General features: G+C 70.7%; 20 protein-coding genes. 13 read left to right on the forward strand and 7 right to left on the reverse strand.

Annotated elements, in window-relative coordinates; all coding sequences use genetic code 11:
- Window positions 1–4 precede the first annotated feature (4 nt).
- Complete coding sequence (locus AB0B28_RS01120; protein ID WP_360114417.1) at window positions 5–1,357, reverse strand: hypothetical protein; 1,353 nt, start codon at window positions 1,355–1,357, stop codon at window positions 5–7.
- Window positions 1,358–1,482: 125 nt separating this feature from the next.
- On the opposite strand from AB0B28_RS01120, the gene uvrB reads away from it, so the two are divergent.
- Window positions 1,483–3,537: an excinuclease ABC subunit UvrB gene (gene uvrB, locus AB0B28_RS01125; RefSeq protein ID WP_360114420.1), complete on the forward strand. Its 2,055-nt coding sequence runs from the start codon at window positions 1,483–1,485 to the stop codon at window positions 3,535–3,537.
- A gap of 40 nt (window positions 3,538–3,577) precedes the next feature.
- Here uvrB and AB0B28_RS01130 read toward each other — a convergent pair whose 3' ends face one another.
- Window positions 3,578–3,868 carry an antibiotic biosynthesis monooxygenase family protein gene (locus AB0B28_RS01130; protein WP_360114423.1) on the reverse strand — a complete coding sequence of 97 codons (291 nt, stop codon included), beginning with the start codon at window positions 3,866–3,868 and terminating at the stop codon, window positions 3,578–3,580.
- A 237-nt stretch (window positions 3,869–4,105) separates the two neighbouring features.
- Between AB0B28_RS01130 and AB0B28_RS01135 the strand changes: the two genes are divergently transcribed.
- Window positions 4,106–5,182, forward strand: a complete 1,077-nt coding sequence (locus AB0B28_RS01135; protein WP_360114426.1) for a TerC family protein — start codon at window positions 4,106–4,108, stop codon at window positions 5,180–5,182.
- Window positions 5,183–5,232: 50 nt separating this feature from the next.
- Here AB0B28_RS01135 and AB0B28_RS01140 read toward each other — a convergent pair whose 3' ends face one another.
- A complete protein-coding gene (locus tag AB0B28_RS01140) occupies window positions 5,233–6,168 on the reverse strand; it encodes an NlpC/P60 family protein (RefSeq protein WP_360114429.1) in 936 nt (311 codons plus the stop codon).
- A gap of 224 nt (window positions 6,169–6,392) precedes the next feature.
- Here AB0B28_RS01140 and bioB point away from each other — a divergent pair, with 224 nt between their 5' ends.
- The gene (bioB, locus tag AB0B28_RS01145; RefSeq protein ID WP_360114432.1) at window positions 6,393–7,460 is read left to right on the forward strand and encodes a biotin synthase BioB; all 1,068 of its coding nucleotides are present in this window, start codon (window positions 6,393–6,395) and stop codon (window positions 7,458–7,460) included.
- Window positions 7,461–7,607: 147 nt separating this feature from the next.
- On the opposite strand, the gene AB0B28_RS01150 is transcribed toward bioB, so the two are convergent.
- The gene (locus AB0B28_RS01150; RefSeq protein ID WP_360114435.1) at window positions 7,608–8,633 is read right to left on the reverse strand and encodes a LacI family DNA-binding transcriptional regulator; all 1,026 of its coding nucleotides are present in this window, start codon (window positions 8,631–8,633) and stop codon (window positions 7,608–7,610) included.
- A 295-nt stretch (window positions 8,634–8,928) separates the two neighbouring features.
- Between AB0B28_RS01150 and AB0B28_RS01155 the strand changes: the two genes are divergently transcribed.
- The 6 genes from AB0B28_RS01155 to tyrS all read left to right on the forward strand — a co-directional run bounded on the left by AB0B28_RS01155 (window position 8,929) and on the right by tyrS (window position 17,352).
- Window positions 8,929–11,244 carry a glycoside hydrolase family 3 N-terminal domain-containing protein gene (locus tag AB0B28_RS01155; RefSeq protein ID WP_360114438.1) on the forward strand — a complete coding sequence of 772 codons (2,316 nt, stop codon included), beginning with the start codon at window positions 8,929–8,931 and terminating at the stop codon, window positions 11,242–11,244.
- Between the two features lie 68 nt (window positions 11,245–11,312).
- The gene (locus AB0B28_RS01160) at window positions 11,313–12,410 is read left to right on the forward strand and encodes a Gfo/Idh/MocA family oxidoreductase (RefSeq protein WP_360114441.1); all 1,098 of its coding nucleotides are present in this window, start codon (window positions 11,313–11,315) and stop codon (window positions 12,408–12,410) included.
- Window positions 12,411–12,445: 35 nt separating this feature from the next.
- The gene (locus AB0B28_RS01165; RefSeq protein WP_360114444.1) at window positions 12,446–13,363 is read left to right on the forward strand and encodes a PmoA family protein; all 918 of its coding nucleotides are present in this window, start codon (window positions 12,446–12,448) and stop codon (window positions 13,361–13,363) included.
- The gene (locus AB0B28_RS01170) at window positions 13,360–14,079 is read left to right on the forward strand and encodes a cupin domain-containing protein (protein WP_360114447.1); all 720 of its coding nucleotides are present in this window, start codon (window positions 13,360–13,362) and stop codon (window positions 14,077–14,079) included. The genes AB0B28_RS01165 and AB0B28_RS01170 overlap by 4 nt, the downstream gene beginning before the upstream one ends.
- 113 nt (window positions 14,080–14,192) lie before the next feature.
- Window positions 14,193–16,034, forward strand: a complete 1,842-nt coding sequence (locus AB0B28_RS01175; protein ID WP_360114836.1) for an RNB domain-containing ribonuclease — start codon at window positions 14,193–14,195, stop codon at window positions 16,032–16,034.
- Window positions 16,035–16,095: 61 nt separating this feature from the next.
- The gene (tyrS, locus tag AB0B28_RS01180; protein ID WP_360114450.1) at window positions 16,096–17,352 is read left to right on the forward strand and encodes a tyrosine--tRNA ligase; all 1,257 of its coding nucleotides are present in this window, start codon (window positions 16,096–16,098) and stop codon (window positions 17,350–17,352) included.
- Here the strand turns inward: tyrS and AB0B28_RS01185 are convergent.
- Complete coding sequence (locus AB0B28_RS01185) at window positions 17,342–18,592, reverse strand: hypothetical protein (protein ID WP_360114453.1); 1,251 nt, start codon at window positions 18,590–18,592, stop codon at window positions 17,342–17,344. The two genes, tyrS and AB0B28_RS01185, sit on opposite strands and share 11 nt — an antisense overlap.
- Window positions 18,593–18,724: 132 nt before the next feature.
- Here AB0B28_RS01185 and AB0B28_RS01190 point away from each other — a divergent pair, with 132 nt between their 5' ends.
- Together AB0B28_RS01190 and AB0B28_RS01195 are read left to right on the forward strand one after the other, a co-directional pair.
- On the forward strand, window positions 18,725–19,699 hold the full coding sequence (locus AB0B28_RS01190; protein WP_360114456.1) for a Replicase polyprotein 1ab: 975 nt from the start codon (window positions 18,725–18,727) through the stop codon (window positions 19,697–19,699).
- The gene (locus AB0B28_RS01195) at window positions 19,674–20,708 is read left to right on the forward strand and encodes an HAD hydrolase-like protein (RefSeq protein WP_360114459.1); all 1,035 of its coding nucleotides are present in this window, start codon (window positions 19,674–19,676) and stop codon (window positions 20,706–20,708) included. The genes AB0B28_RS01190 and AB0B28_RS01195 overlap by 26 nt, the downstream gene beginning before the upstream one ends.
- A 93-nt stretch (window positions 20,709–20,801) precedes the next feature.
- On the opposite strand, the gene AB0B28_RS01200 is transcribed toward AB0B28_RS01195, so the two are convergent.
- Both AB0B28_RS01200 and AB0B28_RS01205 read right to left on the reverse strand, forming a co-directional pair.
- Window positions 20,802–21,149, reverse strand: a complete 348-nt coding sequence (locus tag AB0B28_RS01200; protein ID WP_360114462.1) for an SCP2 sterol-binding domain-containing protein — start codon at window positions 21,147–21,149, stop codon at window positions 20,802–20,804.
- A 251-nt stretch (window positions 21,150–21,400) separates the two neighbouring features.
- Window positions 21,401–21,739: an SCP2 sterol-binding domain-containing protein gene (locus AB0B28_RS01205; RefSeq protein ID WP_360114465.1), complete on the reverse strand. Its 339-nt coding sequence runs from the start codon at window positions 21,737–21,739 to the stop codon at window positions 21,401–21,403.
- Window positions 21,740–21,906: 167 nt separating this feature from the next.
- On the opposite strand from AB0B28_RS01205, the gene AB0B28_RS01210 reads away from it, so the two are divergent.
- Window positions 21,907–22,266 (forward strand): hypothetical protein, encoded by a 360-nt coding sequence (locus AB0B28_RS01210; RefSeq protein WP_360114468.1) that lies wholly within the window; start codon window positions 21,907–21,909, stop codon window positions 22,264–22,266.
- A complete protein-coding gene (locus AB0B28_RS01215) occupies window positions 22,263–22,463 on the forward strand; it encodes a hypothetical protein (RefSeq protein ID WP_360114471.1) in 201 nt (66 codons plus the stop codon). The genes AB0B28_RS01210 and AB0B28_RS01215 overlap by 4 nt, the downstream gene beginning before the upstream one ends.
- Window position 22,464: the final 1 nt, after the last annotated feature.

Consider the following 22,464-nt stretch of genomic DNA (forward strand, 5'->3'; position numbering starts at 1 on the left):
TCTGTCAGCCGATCTTCTCGCCGACCTCCCACGGGATCGCGACCATCGCGAAGTCCTCGTAGTCGACCTCGGCGCTGGCGACCCCGAAGTACGTCATCATCTCCACTTCGCGCAGCCGGTCACCGCCCACGTGGTACCGGTACGCGGACTCGCCCGCCGCGGCGTCGGCGTCACCGGCCACCGGGTACTCGACCACGTACACCGGCTCCTCGTCGTTCCCGTCCACGCGCAGCAGCGTGCCCTGCTCCAGGATCGCCGCCTCGTCGTCGGCCTCCTCGGCGCTCATCTCCAGCAGCCGGTACGCGAGCGTCTCGACCGACCCGAAGCTCTCCGAGGCGTCCTCGTCGGTGAGCGCGTGCGTTTCCCAGCCCTCCGTGGGCGGCACCTCGGGCAACTCGTCCGAATCGGCCTCGCGCACCGCGAACCCGCCCGGCCGCGCCAGCAGCAGCCGCTGCCCGGCCGCGTCCGTGACGTGCAGGTACGCCGTCATCGTGCGCCAGTCGACCGACCCGAACGCCGTGGCCACCCCGCCGTCCTCACCGGGCACCGCCAGCTCGACCTCGGCGGTCTGCGACCAGTTCTCGGCCCGCACCTGCGCCAACGTCCCGGCCAGGTCCTCGTCCACCGGCACCGGGTCGATCGCGGGCCCGCCGAGCACGTCGATCGGCACCAGCTCGGTAGCGTCGAACTTCGCCTCGCGCAGGAAGTCCGCCGCCGACAGGCTCTCCGCACCCGTGTTGACCTGGAACCGCCGCAGGTCACCCTGCTCGTCCAGCGAATACAGCGCCTCCGGGGTCGGACCGGTCTGACCCTCGGCCTCGACCATGATCGGGGCCCGGAACGAGTCCACCGGCTCGCCGTCGATGACCCCCTCCTCGCGCCACGTGGCCTTCTCGGCCAGCACCGCCGGGTCGTCGGCGGTGTCCGCCGTCAGGGTGAACAGCGAGGACGCGAGGATGTCGAACGCGGTGTCCAGCGGGGTGGCCGCGCCCGAGAGCATCTGCCGCGTGGTCCAGTCCCCTTCGGGGACCGTGACGTCGCCGAACGCCAGCTCGTCGTCGGCGTGCGAGGCCACCAGGCCCGGTATGGCCTGGACCAGGCGGTGCCCCTCGCCGTCGGGCACCCGCGCGTACAGCATCGGGGCCCGCCAGTCGAGGTAGGCGTCGACGGTGACCTGCTCGCCGTCGACCGGCAGGCTCATGCGCAGCGCGACCGGGTCGGCGCCGGCGTTGCGGTGGCGCATCCCGGCCAGCAGCGCGGCCTCCTCCTCGCTGACGGGTCGCTCGGCCCCGGGGCGGTCCGCGCCGCACGAGACCGCGAACCACCCGGCCAGGGCGATCGCGACGATGATGGCCATGACCCACATGAGGGCCGATTTCCCGGAGATTGAGGTAGTGGAGCTCACGAGGGTCAAACGAGTCGGCGCCCGAAAAGTCACCGCCGCCGCCGGGCCATGTCGTACCCCAGAGCTACGGTAGGGCCGTGGCATTCGATATTCCCCGCGCCGAGGGGCGCTTTGAGGTCGTCAGCGAGTACCGGCCGTCGGGCGACCAGCCCACGGCGATCAAGGACCTGACCGAGCGCATCGGCCGTGACGAGCGCGACGTGGTGCTGCTCGGCGCCACCGGCACCGGCAAGTCCGCCACCTCCGCGTGGCTCATCGAGCAGCTCCAGCGCCCCGCGCTGGTGATGGCCCACAACAAGACCCTCGCGGCGCAGCTGGCCAAGGAGTTCCGCGAGCTGCTGCCCAACAACGCGGTCGAGTACTACGTCTCCTACTACGACTACTACCAGCCCGAGGCCTACGTGGCCCAGACCGATACGTACATCGAGAAGGACGCCTCGATCAACGAGGAGGTCGAGCGGCTGCGCCACCGCGCCACGTACTCGCTGCTCACCCGCCGCGACGTGGTCGTGGTCGCCACCGTCTCGGCCATCTACGGGCTCGCCACGCCCGCCGAATACCTCGAGCAGGCCACCGAGGTCGCCGTGGGCCAGGAGTGGGACCGCGACAAGCTGCTGCGCCGCCTCGTGGACGTCCAGTACAGCCGCAACGACATCGCCTTCACCCGCGGCACCTTCCGGGTCCGCGGCGACACGATCGAGATCATCCCGGCCTACGAGGAGCTGGCGATCCGCATCGAGATGTTCGGCGACGAGATCGACCGGCTCTACTACCTGCACCCGATCACCGGCGACGTGATCCGCGAGGTCGACCGGGTGCTCATCTTCCCCGGCTCGCACTACGCCACCGGCAACGAGCGCATGACCCGCGCGATCGCCACCATCGAGGCCGAGCTGGAGGAGCGCCTCGCCGAGCTGGAGTCCCAGGGGAAGCTCCTGGAGGCCCAGCGCCTGCGCATGCGCACCGTGTTCGACCTGGAGAACATGAAGCAGACCGGCACCTGCAACGGCATCGAGAACTACTCGCGCCACATCGACGGCCGCGCCCCGGGCACTCCGCCGCACACGCTGCTGGACTACTTCCCCTCCGACTTCGTCACGATCCTCGACGAGTCGCACCAGACCGTGCCGCAGATCGGGGCGATGTCCGAGGGCGACGCCTCGCGCAAGCGCAACCTGGTCGACCACGGGTTCCGCCTGCCCAGCGCCCAGGACAACCGGCCGCTGCGCTTCGACGAGTTCCGCGAGAGGGTGGGCCAGACCGTGTACCTCTCGGCCACGCCCGGCAAGTGGGAGCTCGCGCAGTCCGGCGGCCAGTTCGTCGAGCAGGTCATCCGCCCCACCGGCCTGGTCGACCCGCACGTGGAGATCCGGCCCACCAAGGGCCAGATCGACGACCTCATGCACGAGATCCGCGAGCGGGCCGCCAAGGACGAGCGGGTCCTGGTCACCACCCTCACCAAGAAGATGGCCGAGGACCTCACCGACTACTTCCTCGACAACGGCATCCGGGTCCGCTACCTGCACTCCGAGGTCGAGACGCTGCGCCGCGTGGAGCTGCTCGGCGAACTGCGCCGCGGCGACTACGACGTGCTCGTGGGCATCAACCTGCTCCGCGAGGGCCTCGACCTGCCCGAGGTCTCGCTCGTGGCGATCCTCGACGCCGACAAGGAGGGCTTCCTGCGCTCGGCGACCTCGCTGATCCAGACGATCGGCCGCGCGGCCCGCAACGTGTCGGGCACGGTGCTCATGTACGCCGACAACGTCACCGACTCGATGAAGGCCGCGCTGGACGAGACCGACCGCCGCCGCGAGAAGCAGGTGGCCTACAACCAGGCCAACGGCATCGACCCGCAGCCGCTGCGCAAGCGCATCGGCGACATCATGGAGGACCTGTACGACTCGGCGGCCGAGACCGCGAAGCTCGTGGAATCCGAGCGACCGGCGCGCGGCAAGTCCAAGGACGCCAAGGGCGCGGGCAAGGTCCGCTCCGAGATCCTCCAGCAAATCGACGACCGCAACGAGCAGATGCTCGCCGCCGCAAGGGAACTCCGCTTCGAACTGGCCGCGGCCTACCGCGACGAGATCGCCGACCTCAAGCGCGAGTTGCGCGACATCGACCAGGTCACGTAGGGGTTCACCGCGGCCCAGGCTCGGCGGTACCGGGGCCGCGCTAGTCCACGTCCTCGAAGTGCTCCACGAACGGGGGCTCGCTGAAGTGCGGGCCGATCGCCTCGCGCCACTTGGGGAACCGGTCGGTCTCGCGGAAGCCCTGCTCGTGGGCCTCGACGGAGTCCCATTCGATCACGAGCACGAAGCGGCTCGGGTTCTCCACGCCCTGGGTCATGCGCATCGAACGCAGCCCGGGGGAGACCCGCACGAACTCGCGGGCGGAGCGGTACGCCTCCTTGAAGGCCTCTTCCTGCCCGGGGGTGATCTTGATTTCAGCGACTTCGAGAACCATGCGGCGAGCCTGTCACAATGGAAGACGGCCTCGATGCACCTGCCGTGACCTCGAGAGTGATGTCACATATCAGACGGATGACAAGTCGGATTCTGGCAGGCAGAATTAGACGGTCTGTTCAGAATCAGGTAGATGGGGAGTATCCCGCAGCGTCCAGCGCTGTTAGCGTCGTCGTCAATGCACGGAACCGTGATCGGTCCCCGGTGACGCTGGTCCGAGAGGATCGGGAGAGACCATGTGACCCTTCGAAGCAAGGAAGGCAACACATTGGAACTCCCGGCCTGGGCTTGGGTGCTGACCATGGCGGGACTCGCCTCCGTGGTCGTGTTCGACCTCATCATGGCGGTCCGCAACCCCCACAAACTCTCCACCAAGGAGTCGGCCACCTGGGCCGGCGTCTACGTCGGCGCGGCATTGGCGTTCGGCGCGCTCATCTTCGTCACCGAAGGGCCCACGTTCGGCGGGCAGTTCTACGCCGGCTACCTCACCGAGCTGGCGCTCTCGGTGGACAACCTCTTCGTGTTCCTCCTGATCATCCAGGCGTTCCGCGTCCCCGACAAGCTCCAGTCGCGGGTGCTGCTGGTCGGCATCGTGCTGTCGATCGTGCTGCGCGGCGGGTTCATCGCGGTCGGCTCGGTGCTCATCGAGCGCTTCAGCTGGGTCTTCCTCATCTTCGGCGCGATCCTCATCTGGACCGCGTGGGGCCAGCTGCGTGAGAAGGGCGGCCCGGGCGAGGAGGTGCCGCAGAACGGCTTCATGCGCTTCGCCGAGTCGAGGCTGCGTGTGGCCCCCGACTACGACGGCGGACGCCTGACCACCCGCATCGACGGCGTCAAGTTCGTGACCCCGCTGCTGCTGGCGATGCTCGCGATCGGCTCGACCGACATCCTGTTCGCACTGGACTCGATCCCGGCGATCTTCGGCCTGACGCAGGAGCCGTACCTGGTCTTCACCGCCACGATCTTCGCCCTGATGGGCCTGCGGCAGCTGTACTTCCTGCTGGCGGCCCTGCTGAAGTCGCTGCGGTTCCTCTCGCTGGGCCTGGCCGCGATCCTCGGCTGGATCGGGGTCAAGCTCGTGCTGCACGGCCTGCACGAGAACCAGCTGCCGTTCATCAACGGCGGCGAGCACATCGAGTCGATCCCCGAGATCCCCACGCCGCTCTCGCTGGGCGTCATCGCCGGCGTGCTCACCGCGGTGATCGTCACCAACGGGATCCTCCTGCGCCGCGACGGCAAGACCTGGCGCGAGCTCTTCGCCGAGGCCGAGAAGGAGCAGCACGTCCCGGCCAGCACCGGAGCCGACAAGCTCTAGACCACGAGAAACGGCCCGCCCCTGGTGAGGGGCGGGCCGTCTTCGCGTCGCTAGGCCTTGAGGGTGATCCTCCGGCAGGTCTTGATCCTGGCCAGTTCGGAGTCCTTGATCGGCTCGACCACGACCTTGCCGTACACCGCCGAGGACAGGATCACCTCGGGCAGGTCGCTCTGGCTGCGTTCGGCCAGGATCGCGGGCGTGCGCGGGTCGCCGCCGTGGTCGAGGAACACCAGGTCGCCCGGGTGCAGCTGGTCGAACTCGACGGCCTCGCCCGCCTCGACGAGCGCGTCGCCGAAGCGCGGCACGTCGATCCCCAACTGGCGGTAGACGATCCAGATCAGCCCGGCCGCGTCGAGCCCGTAGGCGCTGACGCCGCCGTGCAGGTACGGGATCTCCAGGAGCTGGTGGGCGAGCTTGACCGCGTCGAGTCCGGCGGCGATGAGCGCCGTGGACGGGGTGCCCGGTTCGGTGGCGGGCTCGGCTGCCAGGTCGCGCTGGGGGACCCAGCCGGGCTGGCGCGGCCCGGGCAGGGCCACGGGGACCCAGCCCCGGTAGGGCTTGCCGACCACGCGCAGGCGCGTGCCGAGCGTGACCCCCGGGATCGACACGTCGCCGCCGGGTTCGTCGCGCACGGCCGTCGCCGTGGCGCTCACCAGGTGCTCGGCGCCGCTGTTGTCGCTCTCGGCCGGGTGCGCGAGCTGGTCGACCGGCAGCCAGCCCCCGGTCTGCTGCGCGGGGCAGCGGACCTCGGCCCAGCCGTCTTCGATCTTGTCGACCTCGACGCGGGTGCCGAGGAGGCATTGGGTCCGCACGCGTCCTTTGAGGCCGTTCGCGCGGGTGTCGTTGGTGAGCCGGGCGACCCATTCGCGGATGGCGGAGGGGGAGCCCAGCGCGAGGCGGTCCTCGGGGCCCGGGGCGGAGGGCTGGGCCCAGAGGGTCGCGACGGCGACGGCGATCAACGCCGGCTGTCCAGGTGCGATCGGCACGGTTGATTCTCTCCGGATGGTTCGGGCGGTTCGTCATTCGCAACGCGCGCAGGGGGGATCTCCACCAGCCCGCCGCGTTCATCGCAGCACCGACCACCCACTGTAGCAAGTGTAGGCGGTTCGCGACGCTCCGGCCCGAGTATGACTTCGGAAGGCGATACCGGTCAGTGAATGCCGAACCGGCCGAAAAAACGCTCCTGTGGCCCCTGTGGCAAGATCGCGCCATGCCAGCTGTGAACGAGGCCCTCGGCCGACTCTCCGACGCCGCCGACGCCGGGTCCGCACCGGCCGCAGCCGACCTCGAAGCGGTCCTGGCCAGTACCGACGCCGAGCTGATGGACGTGGTGGCCGCGGCCGCGCGGCTTCGCTTCCGGCACTTCGGGAACACCGTGAAGCTCAACTACCTCGTGAACCTCAAGAGCGGGCTGTGCCCCGAGGACTGCGGCTACTGCTCGCAGCGCCTGGGCTCGAAGGCCGACGTGCTCAAGTACACGTGGCTGACCCCCGAGCAGGCCGCCGAGCAGGCCGCCGCCGGGGTCGCGGGCGGGGCCTCGCGGGTGTGTCTGGTCTCCTCCGGCCGCGGTCCGACCGACATGGACGTGGAGCGGGTCGGCAAGACCATCGCCGCGGTCAAGAACGCCGCGCCCGGGGTCGAGGTCTGCGCGTGCCTGGGGCTGCTCAAGGGCGGCCAGGCCGACCGGCTGGCCGAGCTCGGCGCCGACGCGTACAACCACAACCTGAACACCTCTGAGGACACGTACGCGGAGATCTGCTCGACGCACACGTTCGCCGACCGCGTCGACACCGTCAACGCCGCGCAGGGGGCGGGCCTGTCGCCGTGCTCGGGCCTGATCGCGGGGATGGGCGAGGCCGACGCGGACCTGGTCTCGGTGGCCCTGGGCCTGCGGGACCTCGGGGTGGACTCGATCCCGGTGAACTTCCTGCTGCCCTTCGACGGCACGCCGCTCGAAGGCCGCTGGGACCTGACGCCGCAGCGGTGCCTGCGCATCCTGGCGATGGTCCGCCTCGCCAACCCGGCCGCGGAGGTCCGCCTCGCCGCCGGCCGCGAGGTCCACCTGCGGCAGGCGCAGGCGATCGCGCTCCAGATCGTCAACTCGATCTTCCTGGGGGACTACCTGACCAGCGAGGGCCAGGCCGCCAAGGACGACCTCGCCCTCATCGCCGACTGCGGCCTGGTCCCACTCGGCCTCGATTCGGCTCCGGAGGCGGTCAGGGAGACCGTCAAGCCCCGCAAGCGGGGAGCGGGCACCGAGGTGGCCCCGAACGCCTGAGGGCGCGACGCGGGGCTCGCGGGGGCCTTCGGGCGTGTCAGACGCGAGGTTCTTTCTTCGCATGTCCGACATTTACGAAATGTCCCAAACAAAGGCCCCCTCGTCAACCAAACTACGTCGAGGGTCCGACAGTGAATCAGGCTCGCTTCACTTCGGGTCGTAGGCCGCTGTGGACTCCCGGACCACCAGTTCCGTTGCCAGTTCCAGGCGCGGCGAGTCGATCTCGTTGCCCGAGGCCATCTCCAGGACCGTGCGGGCCGCGAGGGCTCCCATCTCGGCGAGTGGTTGGCGCACCGTCGTCAGCGGCGGCGAGGTCCAGCGCGACTCGGGGAGGTCGTCGAAGCCGACGACGCTCACGTGCTCGGGGATGCGCAGGCCCGCTTGGCGGATCGCCTCGTACGCGCCGAAGGCCATCTGGTCCGAGGACGCGAAGATCGCGGTGGGCGGCTCGGGCAGCGCCATGAGCGCCGCGGCGGCGTCGAAGCCCGACTGGTGGTAGAAGTCCCCGTCGAAGACCAGGCCGGAGTCGAAGGCGAGACCGGCCGACTCCAGTGCGGCCCGGTAACCGTCGAAGCGCGCCCGCGAGCACAGCACCTGCTTGGGGCCGTGGATGAACCCGATCCGCCGGTGTCCCAGCGAGATCAGGTGCTCGGTGGCCGCGAGGCCCCCGGCCCAGTTCGTGGCCCCGATCGCCGGGGCGTCCATCGTCGGCCCGCCCGAGGGGTCGAGCACGACCAGCGGCACCCCGAGGTGCCGCAGCTGCTCCAGGATCGGCGACGCGAGCTGCGAGATCACCAGGATCACGCCGTCGGAGGCCCTGGTACGCAGGTTGTCGAGCCACTGCTCGGTGGAGGCCCGGCGGCGGTGGACCGCCGAGACGACCGTGCCGACGCCCGCCGCGTGGGCCGCGTCCTCGACCCCGCGGATGATCTCGACGGCCCACGGGCTGTCGAGCTCGTTGAACACCAGGTCGACCAGGCGCGCGCGGCTGGTCGTGCGGGTGGAGCGGCGCCGCTGGTACCCGCGCTCGTTGAGCAGCTCCTCGACGCGCTTGCGGGTCTCGGGGGCGACGTCCGAGCGGCCGTTGATGACCCGCGAGACCGTGGGCACGCTGACGCCCGCCTCGTCGGCGATGGCGCGGATCGTGATGCGCCCGTGTTCGGCTTCGCTCAAGGGTCCTCCTGCTGCTTCGGTCCGTCGCACCGCGAGCCTCGGTCGCAGGGGTGCACTACCCAACGGTAGTGCGGACATCCTATAGCCGCCGGTCCGGGCTCCCGGATTCCGTCCGAAAGTTTCGAAGAACCCGCCTTCTTCCATCACCTTGGCAAACGCATCCCACCGAAAAATTGACGCTAGATGTGGACGGTCATCAATGTTATGGTGTGCAAACCTGTATCGAAAACGATCAGATAATTCTCGGAAACTATCGGCCCGCTTCTGCTCCGGCGGGCCGCTTGAGTGGAGCAGCATGCACACCGACACCCCCGCGGAGGCAGCCGAGCGCGCCGCCGGTCTGGTCAAGCGGATGACCCTCGAAGAGAAGTGCGCGCAGCTGTCGAGCCTGTGGCTCGGGGTCGACGCCGACGCCGGGGACATGGCCCCCCATCAGAGCGAACAGGCCGGCAGCGCCACCGGCATCGAGGCCGCCGCCCACGGTCTCGGCCAGCTCACCCGCCCGTTCGGCTCGGCCCGCGTGGACGCCGCCGAAGGGGCCGCCCGCCTCGCCGCGCTCCAGCGCCGCATCCGCTCCTCCAGCCGCTTCGGCATCGCCGCGCTCGCCCACGAGGAGTGCCTGACCGGCTTCATGGCCCACGGCGCCACGATCTTCCCCACCGCCCTCGCCTGGGGCGCGACCTTCGACCCCGACCTCATCGGCGAGATGGCCCGCCGCATCGGCGCCTCCATGCGCGGCGTGGGCGTCCACCAGGGCCTCGCCCCGGTCCTCGACGTCGTGGCCGACTCCCGCTGGGGCCGAACCGAAGAGACCATGGGGGAGGACCCCTATCTCAACGGCTCGCTCGCCACCGCCTACGTCGCGGGCCTCCAGGACGCAGGGATCGTGGCCACCCTCAAGCACTTCGCCGGGTACTCCGCCTCCCACGCCGCCCGCAACTTCGGGCCCGTCTACATGGGACCGCGCCAGTTCGCCGAGACCTACCTGACCCCCTTCGAGATGGCGGTGCGCATCGGCCGCGCCCAATCGGTCATGGCCTCCTACGCGGCCCACGACGGCGTCCCCGCCCACGCCGACCCCCGCCTCCTCCAAGGCGTCCTGCGCGACGAGTGGGGCTTCGAGGGCACCGTGGTGGCCGACTACTTCGGCGTCAACTTCCTCAACTCCCTCCACGGCATCGCCGCCGACCGCTCCGACGCCGCCGTGCTCGCCCTCGCCGGAGGCGTGGACGTCGAACTGCCCAACATGGACTGCTACGGCGCCCCGCTGCTGTCCGCCGTGGCCGCCGGGCAGATCGAGGAGGACGTGATCGACCGCGCCGTCGAACGCGTCCTGACCCAGAAGATCGGCCTGGGCCTGCTCGACGAGCTCCCCGAAGCCCCGACCGAGGTCGACCTCGACCCGCCCGAGAACCGCGCTCTGGCCGCCGAGATCGCCCGCAAGTCCATCGTGCTGCTCGCCAACGACGGCACGCTCCCGCTCGCCGCCCCCGCCAAGGTCGCGCTCGTCGGGCCCGTCGCCGACGACAAGGCCGTCATGCTCGGCTGCTACGCGTTCCCCAACCACCACGGCCGCAACGACGCCGACGCGATCGACGCCGACGACCCCTACCCGCACGTCGACATGGGCGTGTCCATCGCGACCCTCGCCGAACGCCTCAAAGCCGACCTCGCGGGCTCCCTCATCGAGCACGTCGCCGGAGGCACCGTCCTCGAAGCGACCGACGCCGAGATCGCCCAGGCCGCGAACGCCGCCGCCGCCGCCGACCTCGCGATCATCGCCGTCGGCGACCGCTCGGGCCTGTTCGGGCGCGGCACCTCCGGCGAAGGCTGCGACGCCCCCAGCCACGCCCTGCCGGGCCGCCAGCCCGAGCTCCTCGAAGCGGTCCTCGACTCCGGCACCCCGGTCGTGGTCGTGGTGATCTCGGGCCGCCCCTACGCCCTCGGCACCGCCCCCGAGCGGGCCGCTGCCATCGTGCAGGCCTTCCTGCCCGGACAGGAGGGCGCGAGCGCGATCAGCGCGGTCCTCACCGGAGCGTCCGAACCCGAAGGCCGCCTGCCCGCGAGCGTCCCGGCCCGCCCCGATTCACCTCCCGCGACCTACCTCGCACCCTCACTGGCCCGCCGCTCCTCGGTCTCCACGGTCGACCCGACCGCCGCGTACGCGTTCGGCCACGGCCGCTCCTACACCCGCTTCGACTGGGCCCCGGCCGAGCTCGTCTCGGGCCCCGAAGTGGGCCCCGAAGGCACCGTCGAGGTCGCCGTCCGAATCACCAACGCCGGGGACCGCCCCGGGACCGAGGTCGTGCAGCTCTACCTGCACGATCCTGTGGCGACCACGGTCCGGCCCGTGCAGCGCCTGGTCGGCTTCGCGCGCCTCTGGCTCGAACCGGGCCGAAGCGGCGAGGTCCGCTTCGCGATGCCGGCCTGCATGGCCGCGTTCGTCGGCGCGGACGGGAGCTGGGTCGTGGAGTCCGGCGCGCTCGAACTGCGACTCGCCCGCTCGGCCGCCGACACCGAATCGGCGGTGACGGTGCAGGTCACCGAGCCGCGCTGCCTCGAACCGGGCACCCGTGCGCTGACGACTCGGACGCAGATCACACTCGGCTAGCGGGTCGGTTAGTATGGCCCGAGACGCTGGAAACCGCTTACAAATCCTCCGCTCCGAAGGAGTCCACCGTGTCCTCCACCCACCGCCTCGCCATCGTCGGCACCGGCGGCATCGCCCACCTCCACGCGGACGAGCTGCGCAAGCACGTCCCCGACCGGATCGAGCTGGTGGCGGCGGTCGACCCCGACGCCTCGCGGCTCGAATCGTTCAAGGACAAGTTCGGCGTCGCCCGCGGCTACACCTCGATCGAAGACCTCCTCGCGAACGAGGAGCTCGACCTGGTCGACCTGTGCACCCCGCCCGTGCTCCACGCCCCCGGCGCCATCGCGGCCCTCGAAGCGGGCGTCGGCGTCGTGTGCGAGAAGCCTCCGGCCCTCAGCCTGGAGGAGTTCGACCGCATCGCCGCCGCCTCGGCGGCCTCGAAGGGCGACTTCGCGGTCATCTCGCAGCACCGCTTCGGCTCCGCGGCCGAACGCGTGCGCAACATGATGGCCTCCGGCGTCCTCGGCCGCCTCGCCGTGGCCAAATGCGACACCCTCTGGTTCCGGCCCGAGGAGTACTTCGCGGTCGACTGGCGCGGCCGCTGGGAATCCGAAGGCGGCGGCCCCACCATGGGCCACGGCATCCACCAGATCGACACGCTCCTGTCGATCGTGGGCCCCTGGGCCGAAGTGGTCGCCACCGCGCACCGCCACCGCCGCACCACCAACACCGAGGACGTCTCGCACGCGATCGTCACCCTCGAGTCCGGCGCGTCCGTCGTCATCACCAACTCGCTGCTCTCCCCGCGCGAGGTCTCCCAGATCCGCCTCGACTTCGACACGGCCACCGTGGAACTGGACCACCTCTACGGCTACGGCGACGACAACTGGACCGTGCACCCGATCGAGTCGGCCGCCGAAGAGGTCGACCGGGCCTGGGCCGCCGAGCCCCGCGGCCGCGCCTCCGGCCACGGCGCCCAGTTCGCCCGCATCGCCGACGCCCTCGACGGCGGAGCCGAGCCGCCCGTCCCGCTCGCCGAATCCCGCCGCACCCTCGAACTGCTAGCCGCGATCTACGCCTCCGCGTTCACCGGCACCCGCGTCCGCGCCGGCGAGATCGACCCGACCTCACCGTTCTACCAGCGCATGAACGGCTCCGGCACCCCGTGGCCCGACCTCAAGTGACGACCTCACCGACTACCCGAGTGGAGAGAACACCGATGACGCTGCAACTCGCCGACGACGGCACCGCCCTCTCGATCACCAAGGGCGACCTCCAGATCCTGCGGTACGTCTACCGTCCCGACAACGACCAGTTCGAGTCCCCCCGGCCCTACTTCGAGCCGCTGCGCGACCTCGCGGGCAACCAGGTGAGCCTCTACCGGCCCCACGACCACGTGTGGCACAAGGGCATCGCCCTCTCGCTCCCCAACGCCGGACCCGAGAACTTCTGGGGCGGACGCACCTACCGCCGCGACCTCGGCTACGTCGACGAGAAGAACGACGGCGCGATGGTCCACCGCGAGTTCACCGAGCTCACCGCCGATGAGGACGGCGTGCGCGCCACCGAACGCCTCGACTGGATCACCGAGGACGGCCGCCACTTCTTCTCCGAGACCCGCGCCTTCGCCGTGACCGTCCTGGCCGACGACACCTGGGTGCTCTCCTTCTCCACCGCGTTCACCAACGACTCCGGCGACACCGTGGTCATGGGCAGCCCCACCACCGAAGGCCGCGAGAACGCCGGCTACGGCGGCTTCTTCTGGCGCGGACCCCGCTCCTTCACCGAAGGGCGCGTCTACACCGCCGACGGCGAAGGCGGCGACGAGCTCATGGGCGTCCGCGGCGACTGGATGGCCTTCCGCGGCACCCACGACTCGGTCGACGCCGCCTCCACCCTGGTCTTCACCGACCACCCGGCCAACCCCGGCGCGCCCGTCAAATGGTTCGTGCGCTCCACCCCGTTCGCCGCGGTCTGCCCCGCGCCGTTCTTCGACACCGAACTGCCGATGGCCCCCGGCGACACCGTGACCCTGCGCCACGCCGTCGCGATCATCAACGGCGACACCGGCATCGAAGGCGCCGCCAAGACCGCCGCGCTCGCCGCCACCGAGCTGGACAAACTGGCGGGCGCGTGAGCGGATTCCCCGGCGGCACCGCCGTCTCCCTGCTCTCGGTCTACGACTGGCCCACCGCCGACGGCCAGGCCGGAGGCTCCCCGCACCTCCACACCGCCTCCACCGAAGGCTATGTGGTCGTAGGAGGCACCGGCGCGGTCGAGACCCTCTCGGCCGACGGCTACCAGCGCCACGACCTCGCGCGCGGCACCGTCCTATGGTTCACCCCCGGGACCGTCCACCGCCTCGTCAACGGCTCGGGGGACCTCCAGCTCGTCGTGGTCATGCAGAACGCGGGCATCCCCGAAGCCGGGGACGCCGTGATCACCTTCCCTGAGGCGATCCTCGACGACCCCGAGGCCTACGCCGCCGCCGCGGGCGCACCCGCCGCACCGGACCTCACCGAGGACCAGCGCGGCGACGCCGCCCGCACCCGCCGCGACCTCGCCGTCGAGGGCTACCTCGCCCTGCGCGAACGCGTCGAGACCGAAGGCCCGAGCGCGATGCGACCGCTGTGGGACAAGGCCGCCCGCCTCGTCGCAGGCCGCACCGAAGCCTGGCGGAAGCTCTGGGCCGACGGACCCAAGGCCCAAGCCGACGCCACCGGAGCGCACCTCGACGCCCTCGCGAACGCCGACGCGACCCATCTGTGCGACGCCCACGTGTCCGACGCCGGGGACGCCGTCCCCCGCTGGGGCATGTGCGGCCGACTCCAGACCTGGGACCTGCGACCCTGACGAATGAGGGCCCGGGTGTTCACATCGCGGACACCCGGGCCCCATGCGTTCGCGCGCAGCGGGTGTGCGGGCGGTTACCATGGCGGCTGGACCTCGAAGGAGCGCAGTTGCCCGTGCACCACCCCGCCGAGACCGGCATCATGATCGACGCCGCGACCACCGTGGACCGCGACGACGCCATCTGGATCGAGCCCGACGGCGACGGCTTCGACGTCTGGATCCACATCGCCCGCGTCGCCGACCACGTCACCACCGGTGGCCGCGCCGACACCGAGGCCCACCGCCGCGTCCACACCCAGTACCGAGCCGAGCACACCCGGCACATGCTCCCCGCCCCGCTCGTGGACGAAGCCACGCTCACCCCCGGACGCGACAACGCCACCTTCGCCGTCCACCTCAACATCGACGCCGCCGGGAACGTCCGCTCCCTCGACCTCGGTCCCGGCCGCCTCACCACCTCCTGGATCCTCACCCACGCCGAAGCCGCCACCGCCTCAGGCGACCCCGCACACCCCCTCCACGGCACCCTCGCGCTGGCCCTGCGCTTCGCCCAGACCATGCTCGCCGCGCGCCGCAACGCCGGTGCCCTCGCCTTCTACGACCTCCTCTCGGGCTTCGCCACCAACGAGGAAGGCCAGCTCGTCCGCCTCGACACCTCGATGCGCAACTCCGGCTACATCATCGTGCAGGAGTTCATGATCGCCGCCAACGCGCAGATCGCGGCCTGGGCCGTGCGCGAGGACCTCCCGATCCTCTTCCGCAACCACCGCCTCGCCGCCGTCGCCGGCGACCCCGCCGAACTGCGCGGCGAACTCGACTCCATCGCCGCCGCCGGAGACGGCGCGGCCTTCGAGATGCTCCGCTCCCGCATGCGCATGGTCGCCCGCGCCGCCGTATACGGACCCACCGTCCACGGCCACCACGGCCTCCAACTGCCCGTCTACACCCACGCCACCAGCCCCATCCGCCGCTACCCCGACCTGGTCACCCAGCGCATCCTCCTCGCCGCGGCCCTCGGCCACCCCAGCCCGTACTCCTTCGACGACCTCGAAGGCATCGCCGCCCACGTCAACGACACCGTCGAAGCCGAACGCCACGCCAAGGCCGAGTACTTCAAACGCCGCGCCGCCGAGGAGACCGCCAAGCAGGCCGCCACAGGAGACTTCTCCGAACTGCCCTACAAGCAGTTCGCCCGCGTCCTCCAGTTCGCCGTCGACCGCGCCGACCTCCCCCCAGGGCTCGCCGCCGAGACCGAACGGCGCTTCCACTCCCGCGAACTCCTCCTCCGCGAGTTCGCCACCGTCTACCTCTACGGCCAAGGCGACCTCCAGCCGCTGCGCGAACGCATGAACCGCCGCCTCGCCCGCGAACCCCAGCAGGCCCAGTCGATCGTCAACGTCTACCTCCAAGACCGCCTCGGCGGCCCGGTCAGCAACGAGACCAACGTCCACTGGACCGTCGAACCCGAACCCGCCTACGAAGGCCCCCTCTTCTCCGCGAAGGTCGCCATCACCTACGCCGACGAGACCGTCGAATCCCCCAAACGCCTGCAACGCAACAAGAAAGACGCCCGCAACCAGGCCGCCCTCGCCCTCGTGGCCCGCCTCGCGGGCCTGCCCGACCCCTCCGCCGACGTGCCCGCCACGCCCCGCGTCGAAGGCCCCCGCAAGCTCCTGGTGGACGCGGCCGTCAACCCGGTCGAGGCCGTCCAGATCTACGCCGCCCGCGGCGTCCTGACGGGCCTGAAATGGGAGTTCCAGGTCGACGGCCCCTCCCACGAGCGCGTCTTCACCTGCCGCCCTGGGGCCCGCGTGCGCCAGACCGGCGAGGCCCTCACCGCCGAAGGCCGCGGCTCCACCAAGCAGGCCGCCAAGACCGCCGCGGCCGAGGAGTTCCGCGTCCAGGTCGAGGCCGCGCTGGCACTGGGCGGCACGGGCACCCTCACGGAGGCTTGACCGGGGCCACGCCGTCCGCGCGTGCCGAAAAGCGTTTCGCCTCCTAAGGCACAATGACAGGGTGCATATTCTCGACGATTTCGCATGGCGCGGCCTCATCCAGGACTCGACCGGCATCGACGCGCTCCGTGAGCACGTCGACGCCGGGCAGGTCACGTTCTATGTGGGCTTCGACCCCACGGCGGTGAGCCTGCACGTGGGCCACCTGATGCAGGTGCTCACCGCCCGCCGCCTCCAGCGCGCCGGGCTGCGGCCGCTGCTGCTCGTCGGGGGCGCGACCGGCCAGATCGGCGACCCGAAGGAGGCCGGGGAGCGCAGCATCAACCCGCCCGAGGTCGTGGCCGGGTGGGTCGAGAAGATCCGCGCGCAGGTCGCCCCGTTCGTCACCTACGACGGCGACAACGGCGCGGTGCCGGTGAACAACCTCGACTGGACCTCCGAGCTCGGGGTGGTCGACTTCCTGCGCGACGTGGGCAAGCACTTCCCGATCTCGAAGATGCTCGCCCGCGAGGTCGTCAAGGCCCGCTTGGACTCCGGGATCTCCTTCACCGAGTTCTCCTACCAGCTGCTCCAGTCGCACGACTACTTCGAGCTGCACCGCCGCCACGGCTGCACCCTCCAGTTCGGAGGGTCGGACCAGTGGGGCAACATCACCGCCGGGGTGGACTACATCCGCCGCCGCGCGGCCGAGCACGTGCACGCGTTCGTGACCCCGCTGGTGACCAAGGCCGACGGCACCAAGTTCGGCAAGACCGAGGGCGGCGCGGTCTGGCTCGACCCGGAGCTGACCAGCCCGTACGCGTTCTACCAGTTCTGGGTCAACGCCGGGGACGCCGACGTGGTGCGCTACCTCAAGTACTTCTCGTTCAAGTCCCACGAGGAGATCGAGGAGCTGGAGCGGGCCACCGCCGAGAAGCCCGCCGCGCGCCTGGCGCAGAAGGCCCTCGCCGAGGAGCTCACCTCGCTCCTTCACGGTGAGGAGGAGACCGGGCACGTGATCGCCGCGTCGCAGGCGCTGTTCGGCCGCGGCGAGCTCGCCGACCTGCCCGAGCCCACGCTGCGCGCCGCGCTCGTGGAGGCCGGTCTGGCCGGGCTCCACAAGCCCGAGGTGACCGTGGCCGAGGCCATGAAGGAGTCCGGTGTGGTCGCGAGCCTCGGCGAGGCCCGCCGCGCCGCCAAGGAGGGCGGCGCGTACTTGAACAACGTCCGCGTGACCGACGCGGCGGCCGTTATCAACCCCTCTGACCTGCTTCACGGCAAATACGGAGTGATCCGGCGCGGCAAGAAGACCGTCGCCGGGGTCGAGCTCATCGGCTGAGGCCTACACTTGATTGGTTTTGTCGCGGTGAACAGAGGGGGAGAAGCTCGTGGCTGAAGACGGCCGCGCCCGCAAGGGTGGAGAAGACCGACGAGGCGGCTACGGCCGTCGCGAGGGCGGCGGCTACGGCGACCGTTCGGACCGAGGCGGCTACGGTCGCAGCGAGGGCCGCGACGATCGCCCGAGGCGAGGCGACGACCGGGACGACCGGCCGCGCCGCTACGAGGGCAACCGCGACGACCGAGGCGGCTACAACCGCGACGATCGCGGCCGTGGCGGGTACAACCGTGACGACCGTGGGCGCGGTGGTTACAACCGCGATGACCGCCCGCGCCGTGACGGCGACGATCGAGGTCGCGGCGGATATAACCGTGACGACCGCGGTCGCGGCGGGTACAACCGCGACGACCGGGGCGGCCGTGGTGGCTATAACCGTGACGACCGCCCGCGCCGTGACGGCGACGACCGGGGCCGTGGCGGGTACAACCGTGACGATCGCGGGCGCGGTGGCGATGACCGGGGACGCGGTGGTTACAACCGCGACGACCGCCCGCGCCGTGACGGCGATGACCGAGGTCGCGGCGGCTACAACCGCGACGACCGCGGCGGCCGAGGCGGGTACAACCGCGATGACCGGGGTCCGCGTCGTTTCGACGGTGACCGGGGCAATCGCGGCGGCTTCAACCGTGACGACCGCCCGCGCCGTGACGGCGACGACCGGGGCCGTGGTGGCTACAACCGCGACGACCGCGGCCCCCGCCGCTTCGAAGGCAACCGTGACGACCGAGGTGGCCGCGGCGGGTACAACCGCGATGGCGGCGACCGAGGTCGCGGTGGTTACAACCGCGATGACCGGGGTCCGCGTCGTTTCGACGGCGACCGTGGCAATCGCGGCGGCTTCAACCGCGATGACCGCCCCCGTCGCGACGGCGACGACCGTGGCCCGCGCCGCTTCGAGGACCGCGATCGCGGTCCGCGCCGCGATGACGACCGGCCCCGCCGTTTCGAGAACCGCGAAGACCGGCCCCGCCGGGACAACGACCGCGGCGGCTACGACCGCCCGCGTCGCGATGGCGATGACCGAGGTCGCGGTGGCTATAACCGCGACGACCGGGGCCCCCGCCGCGATGACCGCGGTCCGCGTCGTGACGACCGCGGCGACGACCGCCTCGGCCGTGACGGCCGGGAACGCCGCGGCAAGGACAACCTGCGTCCGCTCGAAGAGCGCGAGGCCGGCCACGAGGGCCCGATCCGCCTCGGCGAGACCGACGCGGCCCCGGACCTGCCCGAAGGCGTCGAGTACGGCTTCGACCAGCTCGACAAGGAGACCAAGGCCGGGCTGCGCAGCCTGAACAAGCAGCTCGCCGAGGCCGTGGGCAACCGCCTCATCGCCGCCGCCGCGCTGCTCGCCGAGGACGACGTCGAAGGCGCCCTCGAACAGGCCCGCTACGCGCGCCGCAAGGCCTCCCGCGTGGCCGTGGTCCGCGAGGTCACCGGTGTGGCCGCGTACGGCGCCGAGGAGTGGCAGCTGGCCGTGAACGAGCTCCGGGCCGCGCAGCGGCTCGGCGGCACGCACGACCACGTGGCCCTCATCGCCGACTGCGAGCGCGCCCTCGGGCACCCCGAGCGCGCGATCGACATCTACCGTGAGTATGGCAGCGACGAGAGCGTCGACCCCGAGGTGCGCGTCGAGCTGCTCATCGTCGCCTCCGGCGCCCGCCGCGACATGGGCATGGGCGAGGCCGCCACCGCGATGCTCAAGGTCGGCGCGCTCAACTCGCCGAAGTCCGAGCCCTGGGTCGCCCGCCTCCGCTACGCCTACGCCGAGGGCCTCCTGGCCGACGGCCTCGAAGACGAAGCGCGCGAATGGCTCTCGAAGGCCGTCGCCGCCGACGAGGCAGGCGAGACCGGCGCGGCCGAGCGCCTCCTCGAACTCGAAGGCATCGCCATCGAGGAGTTCGACGAGGACGACGACTTCGAAGACGACGAAGAGGATGACGAGGACTCGGACGAGGACTTCGACGACGAAGACGACGACTACGCGGATGAAGACGACCGCGAAGACGACGATGACGACGACGAAGACCTGGACGACGAGGACGACTTCGAGGACGACGACGAGTTCGAAGAGAACGACGACTCCGACGAAGACGACTTCGACGATGACGAGGACGACCTCGACACCGACGACGAAGAGGACGACGAGTCCGAAGCCCCCGTCAACGACGACGAGCGGGATGCGACTGCGGCCGCCAAGACTGCGCCCGTGAACGACGTGTCCTCATCGAAGGACGAAGCGAACCCTGACGCTGAGGAGTCCGATGACCCGACTGAAAGGCGCCCCTGAGGCTCTCGCCCGCGCCTATGACCTGGCGCTGCTGGACCTCGACGGAGTCGTCTACCTGCTCCACGAGCCGATCCCGGAAGCGGCCGCGACCATCGCGGCCCTTCCGGGGCTCGACTGCGATCCGGTGTTCGTCACGAACAACGCGTCCCGCAGCCCCGAGACCGTGGCCGACGCGTTGCGCGGCATGGACATCCCCGCCCAGGCGAGCGAGGTCCTGACCTCGGCGCAAGTGGTCGCGGAAGGCCTGCGCGAGCGCCTCGACCAAGGCGCCGCGGTGCTGGTGGCCGGTTCCGACGCGCTGCGCGACGCCGTCGAGGCCCAGGGCCTCGTGGCCACCACCGATCCGGTTGCGGCCCAAGGCGTGGCGTTCGGCCTCACCTACGCCACCACGTGGCGCGACCTCGCCGACGTCACGATCGCGGTGCGCACCGGCGCGGTCTGGGCCTCCACCAATGTGGACGCCACACTGCCCACTCCGGACGGTCCGCTGCCCGGCACGGGCGCGATGGTCGGCGCGGTCGCGACCGCGCTCGGCCACGGCCCGCACCTGGTGGCCGGGAAGCCGCAGCCGCCGATCTACCGGGCCGCGTTGGCGCGCAAGAGCGGCGGCCGGGCGATCATGGTCGGCGACCGTCCCGACTCCGACATCGAGGGCGCGAACAAGGTCGGGCTCGACTCGCTGCTCGTGTTCACCGGAGTGGTCTCGCCGCGCCAGGCCCTCGCGCTCCCGCCCGAGCAGCGCCCGACGCACCTCGGCTGGAGCCTTGCGGCCCTGACCGAACCGCATCCTGAGCTCTCCTGGAACGACGCGGTCGACTACGTCGAGTGCGGCGGCTGGACGGCCACCTTGGAAGGCGACGAGATCCGCCTCGGCGGCGACGGCGACGACCTCGACGCCTGGCGCGCGCTGTGCGAACTCAGTTGGGCCGCAGCCGACACGACCGGCCGCGACGCGACGCTGGCCCCCGTCCCGGACGGCGACGCCGCGAAGCGACTGCTCGCCGACTGACCCGCTTTCACTCCAGCGCAAACGAAAAGCCCGGACTGCCGCAGTCCGGGCTCGTTTGCTCCCATCGGCCGCGACGGGCGTGCGGCCGAAGATTCAGTCGACCTTGAGGGCCTTGCGCAGCTTCGCGAGGTCCTTCACGGAGGCCTTGACCTTGATCTTGCCGGTCAGGAACGCCTTGGCGGGCTTGAGTTCCTTCTTCGACAGGGCGATCAGGTCGTCGGAGGCGACCAGGATGCGGACCTCGGCGTCGGCGGCGTCGCCGTCGAGCAGGTCGGTCAGCTTGCCACCGGAGAGCTTGGCGTTGAACGCCTGGCCCAGGTCGGTGATCTCAACAGCCAGCGTGCGTTCGAAGTCGTCTGCGAGGTCGAAGTCGCCGGACTTCTTGGCGACCTTGCCGGCCAGCTTCTCCAACACGTTGCGGACTTCGTCAACAGTGGCCATAAGGTCCTCCCGATAGTTCTCTGAGCTGGAAGCATTCGTCAGCGCTTCCCAGATGGGCAGAAGATTACAACGTGGCCCGAATGCTGTTGCGCCCGACCGGGACGCATTCGCTCGTCCAGAACCCGTTCACTTCCCGGCCACTTGGCGATTCCGCGCGGGGCGGGCCCAACGGCCCGCGCCCGCGCACCCAACGAGCGGCTCCATACCCAAGGGACGCAGCCCGAACCGATGTCCGCTCGCGTCGCGAAGCGCTAGAGCACCCCGCGGAGTTTCATCAGGTCCATCATGTTCGCCTTGATCTTGACCTGCCCGGAGGTGAAGGCCTTCATGAAGTCGAGCTCGCCCGCGACGAGCTTCACGAGGTCGTCCCCGGCCACGATCATGCGGATCTGGGCGTCCGGGTTGTCCCCGTCCACGATGTCGATCAGCTTGCCCTTGTCGAACTGCCCGTTGAAGGACACGTTCAGGTCGGTGATGTCGGCCGCGAGCGTGCGCTGGAACCCGGTGAGCTTCTTCACCGACTTCGGATTCGAGGCCAGATTCTCGGCGAACTGCTCCAAAGCGGTCCGGCATTCGTCGACGGTAGCCATATGGGCCCTCCTGTTCGATCGGCTGGGCGCGGCGGTGCGCCCGACAGTATGTTACCGGCCGGTAAGTCCCGATGGGCGCGACCGGTCACCGGTAGCTTGGCAGTACCGTTGACGTCAAGAGACACCGTCCCTCGAAACAGGCACCTCTCGGAAGGAGTGGGACCGCCATGACCGACAGCGCACGCGCCTACTTCGCGTCGTTCCGCGACCTCGCCGGCGACCCCGCCCGCCGCGCCCGCGAATTCGCCGGGAAGGTCCGCGAGGACCTCCGCACCGGCACCGAAGGCCTCCGCGGCCACGGCTCGCGCACCGTCACCGACATCGGCCGCCTCATCCGCGCCGAGTTCGAGACCGGGCTCGCCCGCGCCGGCCTCGCCACCCAGGCCGACCTCGACGACCTCAACCTCCGGCTCGAACACTCCGAGGACCAGATCCGCGAACTGCGCATCCGCCTCGCCGAAGCCGAGGCCCGCGCCGCCGCCCCGCAGTCGACCAGGACAGCCAGCAGCGACGAAGAGGACGCATGACCGACCAGCCCAACCCAGGAGCCCTCGCGGCCCGCCTGCGGCCCACCACCGACACCGACGACGTCGAAGCCGACATCGAGGCCGCCCTCGGCGCCCTCGAATCGCTCTCCGACCTGCCCGTCACCGACCACGTGCACATCTTCGAAGGCGTCCAGCAGCGCCTGTCCGAGATCCTCAGCAACGTCGACGACGCCTGAG

Source organism: Glycomyces sp. NPDC046736 (genome assembly GCF_040645615.1).
Classification (GTDB): Bacteria; Actinomycetota; Actinomycetes; order Mycobacteriales; family Micromonosporaceae; genus Glycomyces.

Coding starts and splice junctions, on each gene's coding strand:
- AB0B28_RS01120 (WP_360114417.1), bottom strand. CDS start 1,357: ATGGCCATCATCGTCGCGATCGCCCTGGCCGGGTGGTTCGCGGTCTCG.
- AB0B28_RS01195 (WP_360114459.1), top strand. CDS start 19,674: ATGACCCGACTGAAAGGCGCCCCTGAGGCTCTCGCCCGCGCCTATGAC.
- AB0B28_RS01205 (WP_360114465.1), bottom strand. CDS start 21,739: ATGGCTACCGTCGACGAATGCCGGACCGCTTTGGAGCAGTTCGCCGAG.
- AB0B28_RS01130 (WP_360114423.1), bottom strand. CDS start 3,868: ATGGTTCTCGAAGTCGCTGAAATCAAGATCACCCCCGGGCAGGAAGAG.
- AB0B28_RS01200 (WP_360114462.1), bottom strand. CDS start 21,149: ATGGCCACTGTTGACGAAGTCCGCAACGTGTTGGAGAAGCTGGCCGGC.
- bioB (WP_360114432.1), top strand. CDS start 6,393: ATGCCAGCTGTGAACGAGGCCCTCGGCCGACTCTCCGACGCCGCCGAC.
- AB0B28_RS01215 (WP_360114471.1), top strand. CDS start 22,263: ATGACCGACCAGCCCAACCCAGGAGCCCTCGCGGCCCGCCTGCGGCCC.
- AB0B28_RS01210 (WP_360114468.1), top strand. CDS start 21,907: ATGACCGACAGCGCACGCGCCTACTTCGCGTCGTTCCGCGACCTCGCC.
- AB0B28_RS01155 (WP_360114438.1), top strand. CDS start 8,929: ATGCACACCGACACCCCCGCGGAGGCAGCCGAGCGCGCCGCCGGTCTG.
- AB0B28_RS01165 (WP_360114444.1), top strand. CDS start 12,446: ATGACGCTGCAACTCGCCGACGACGGCACCGCCCTCTCGATCACCAAG.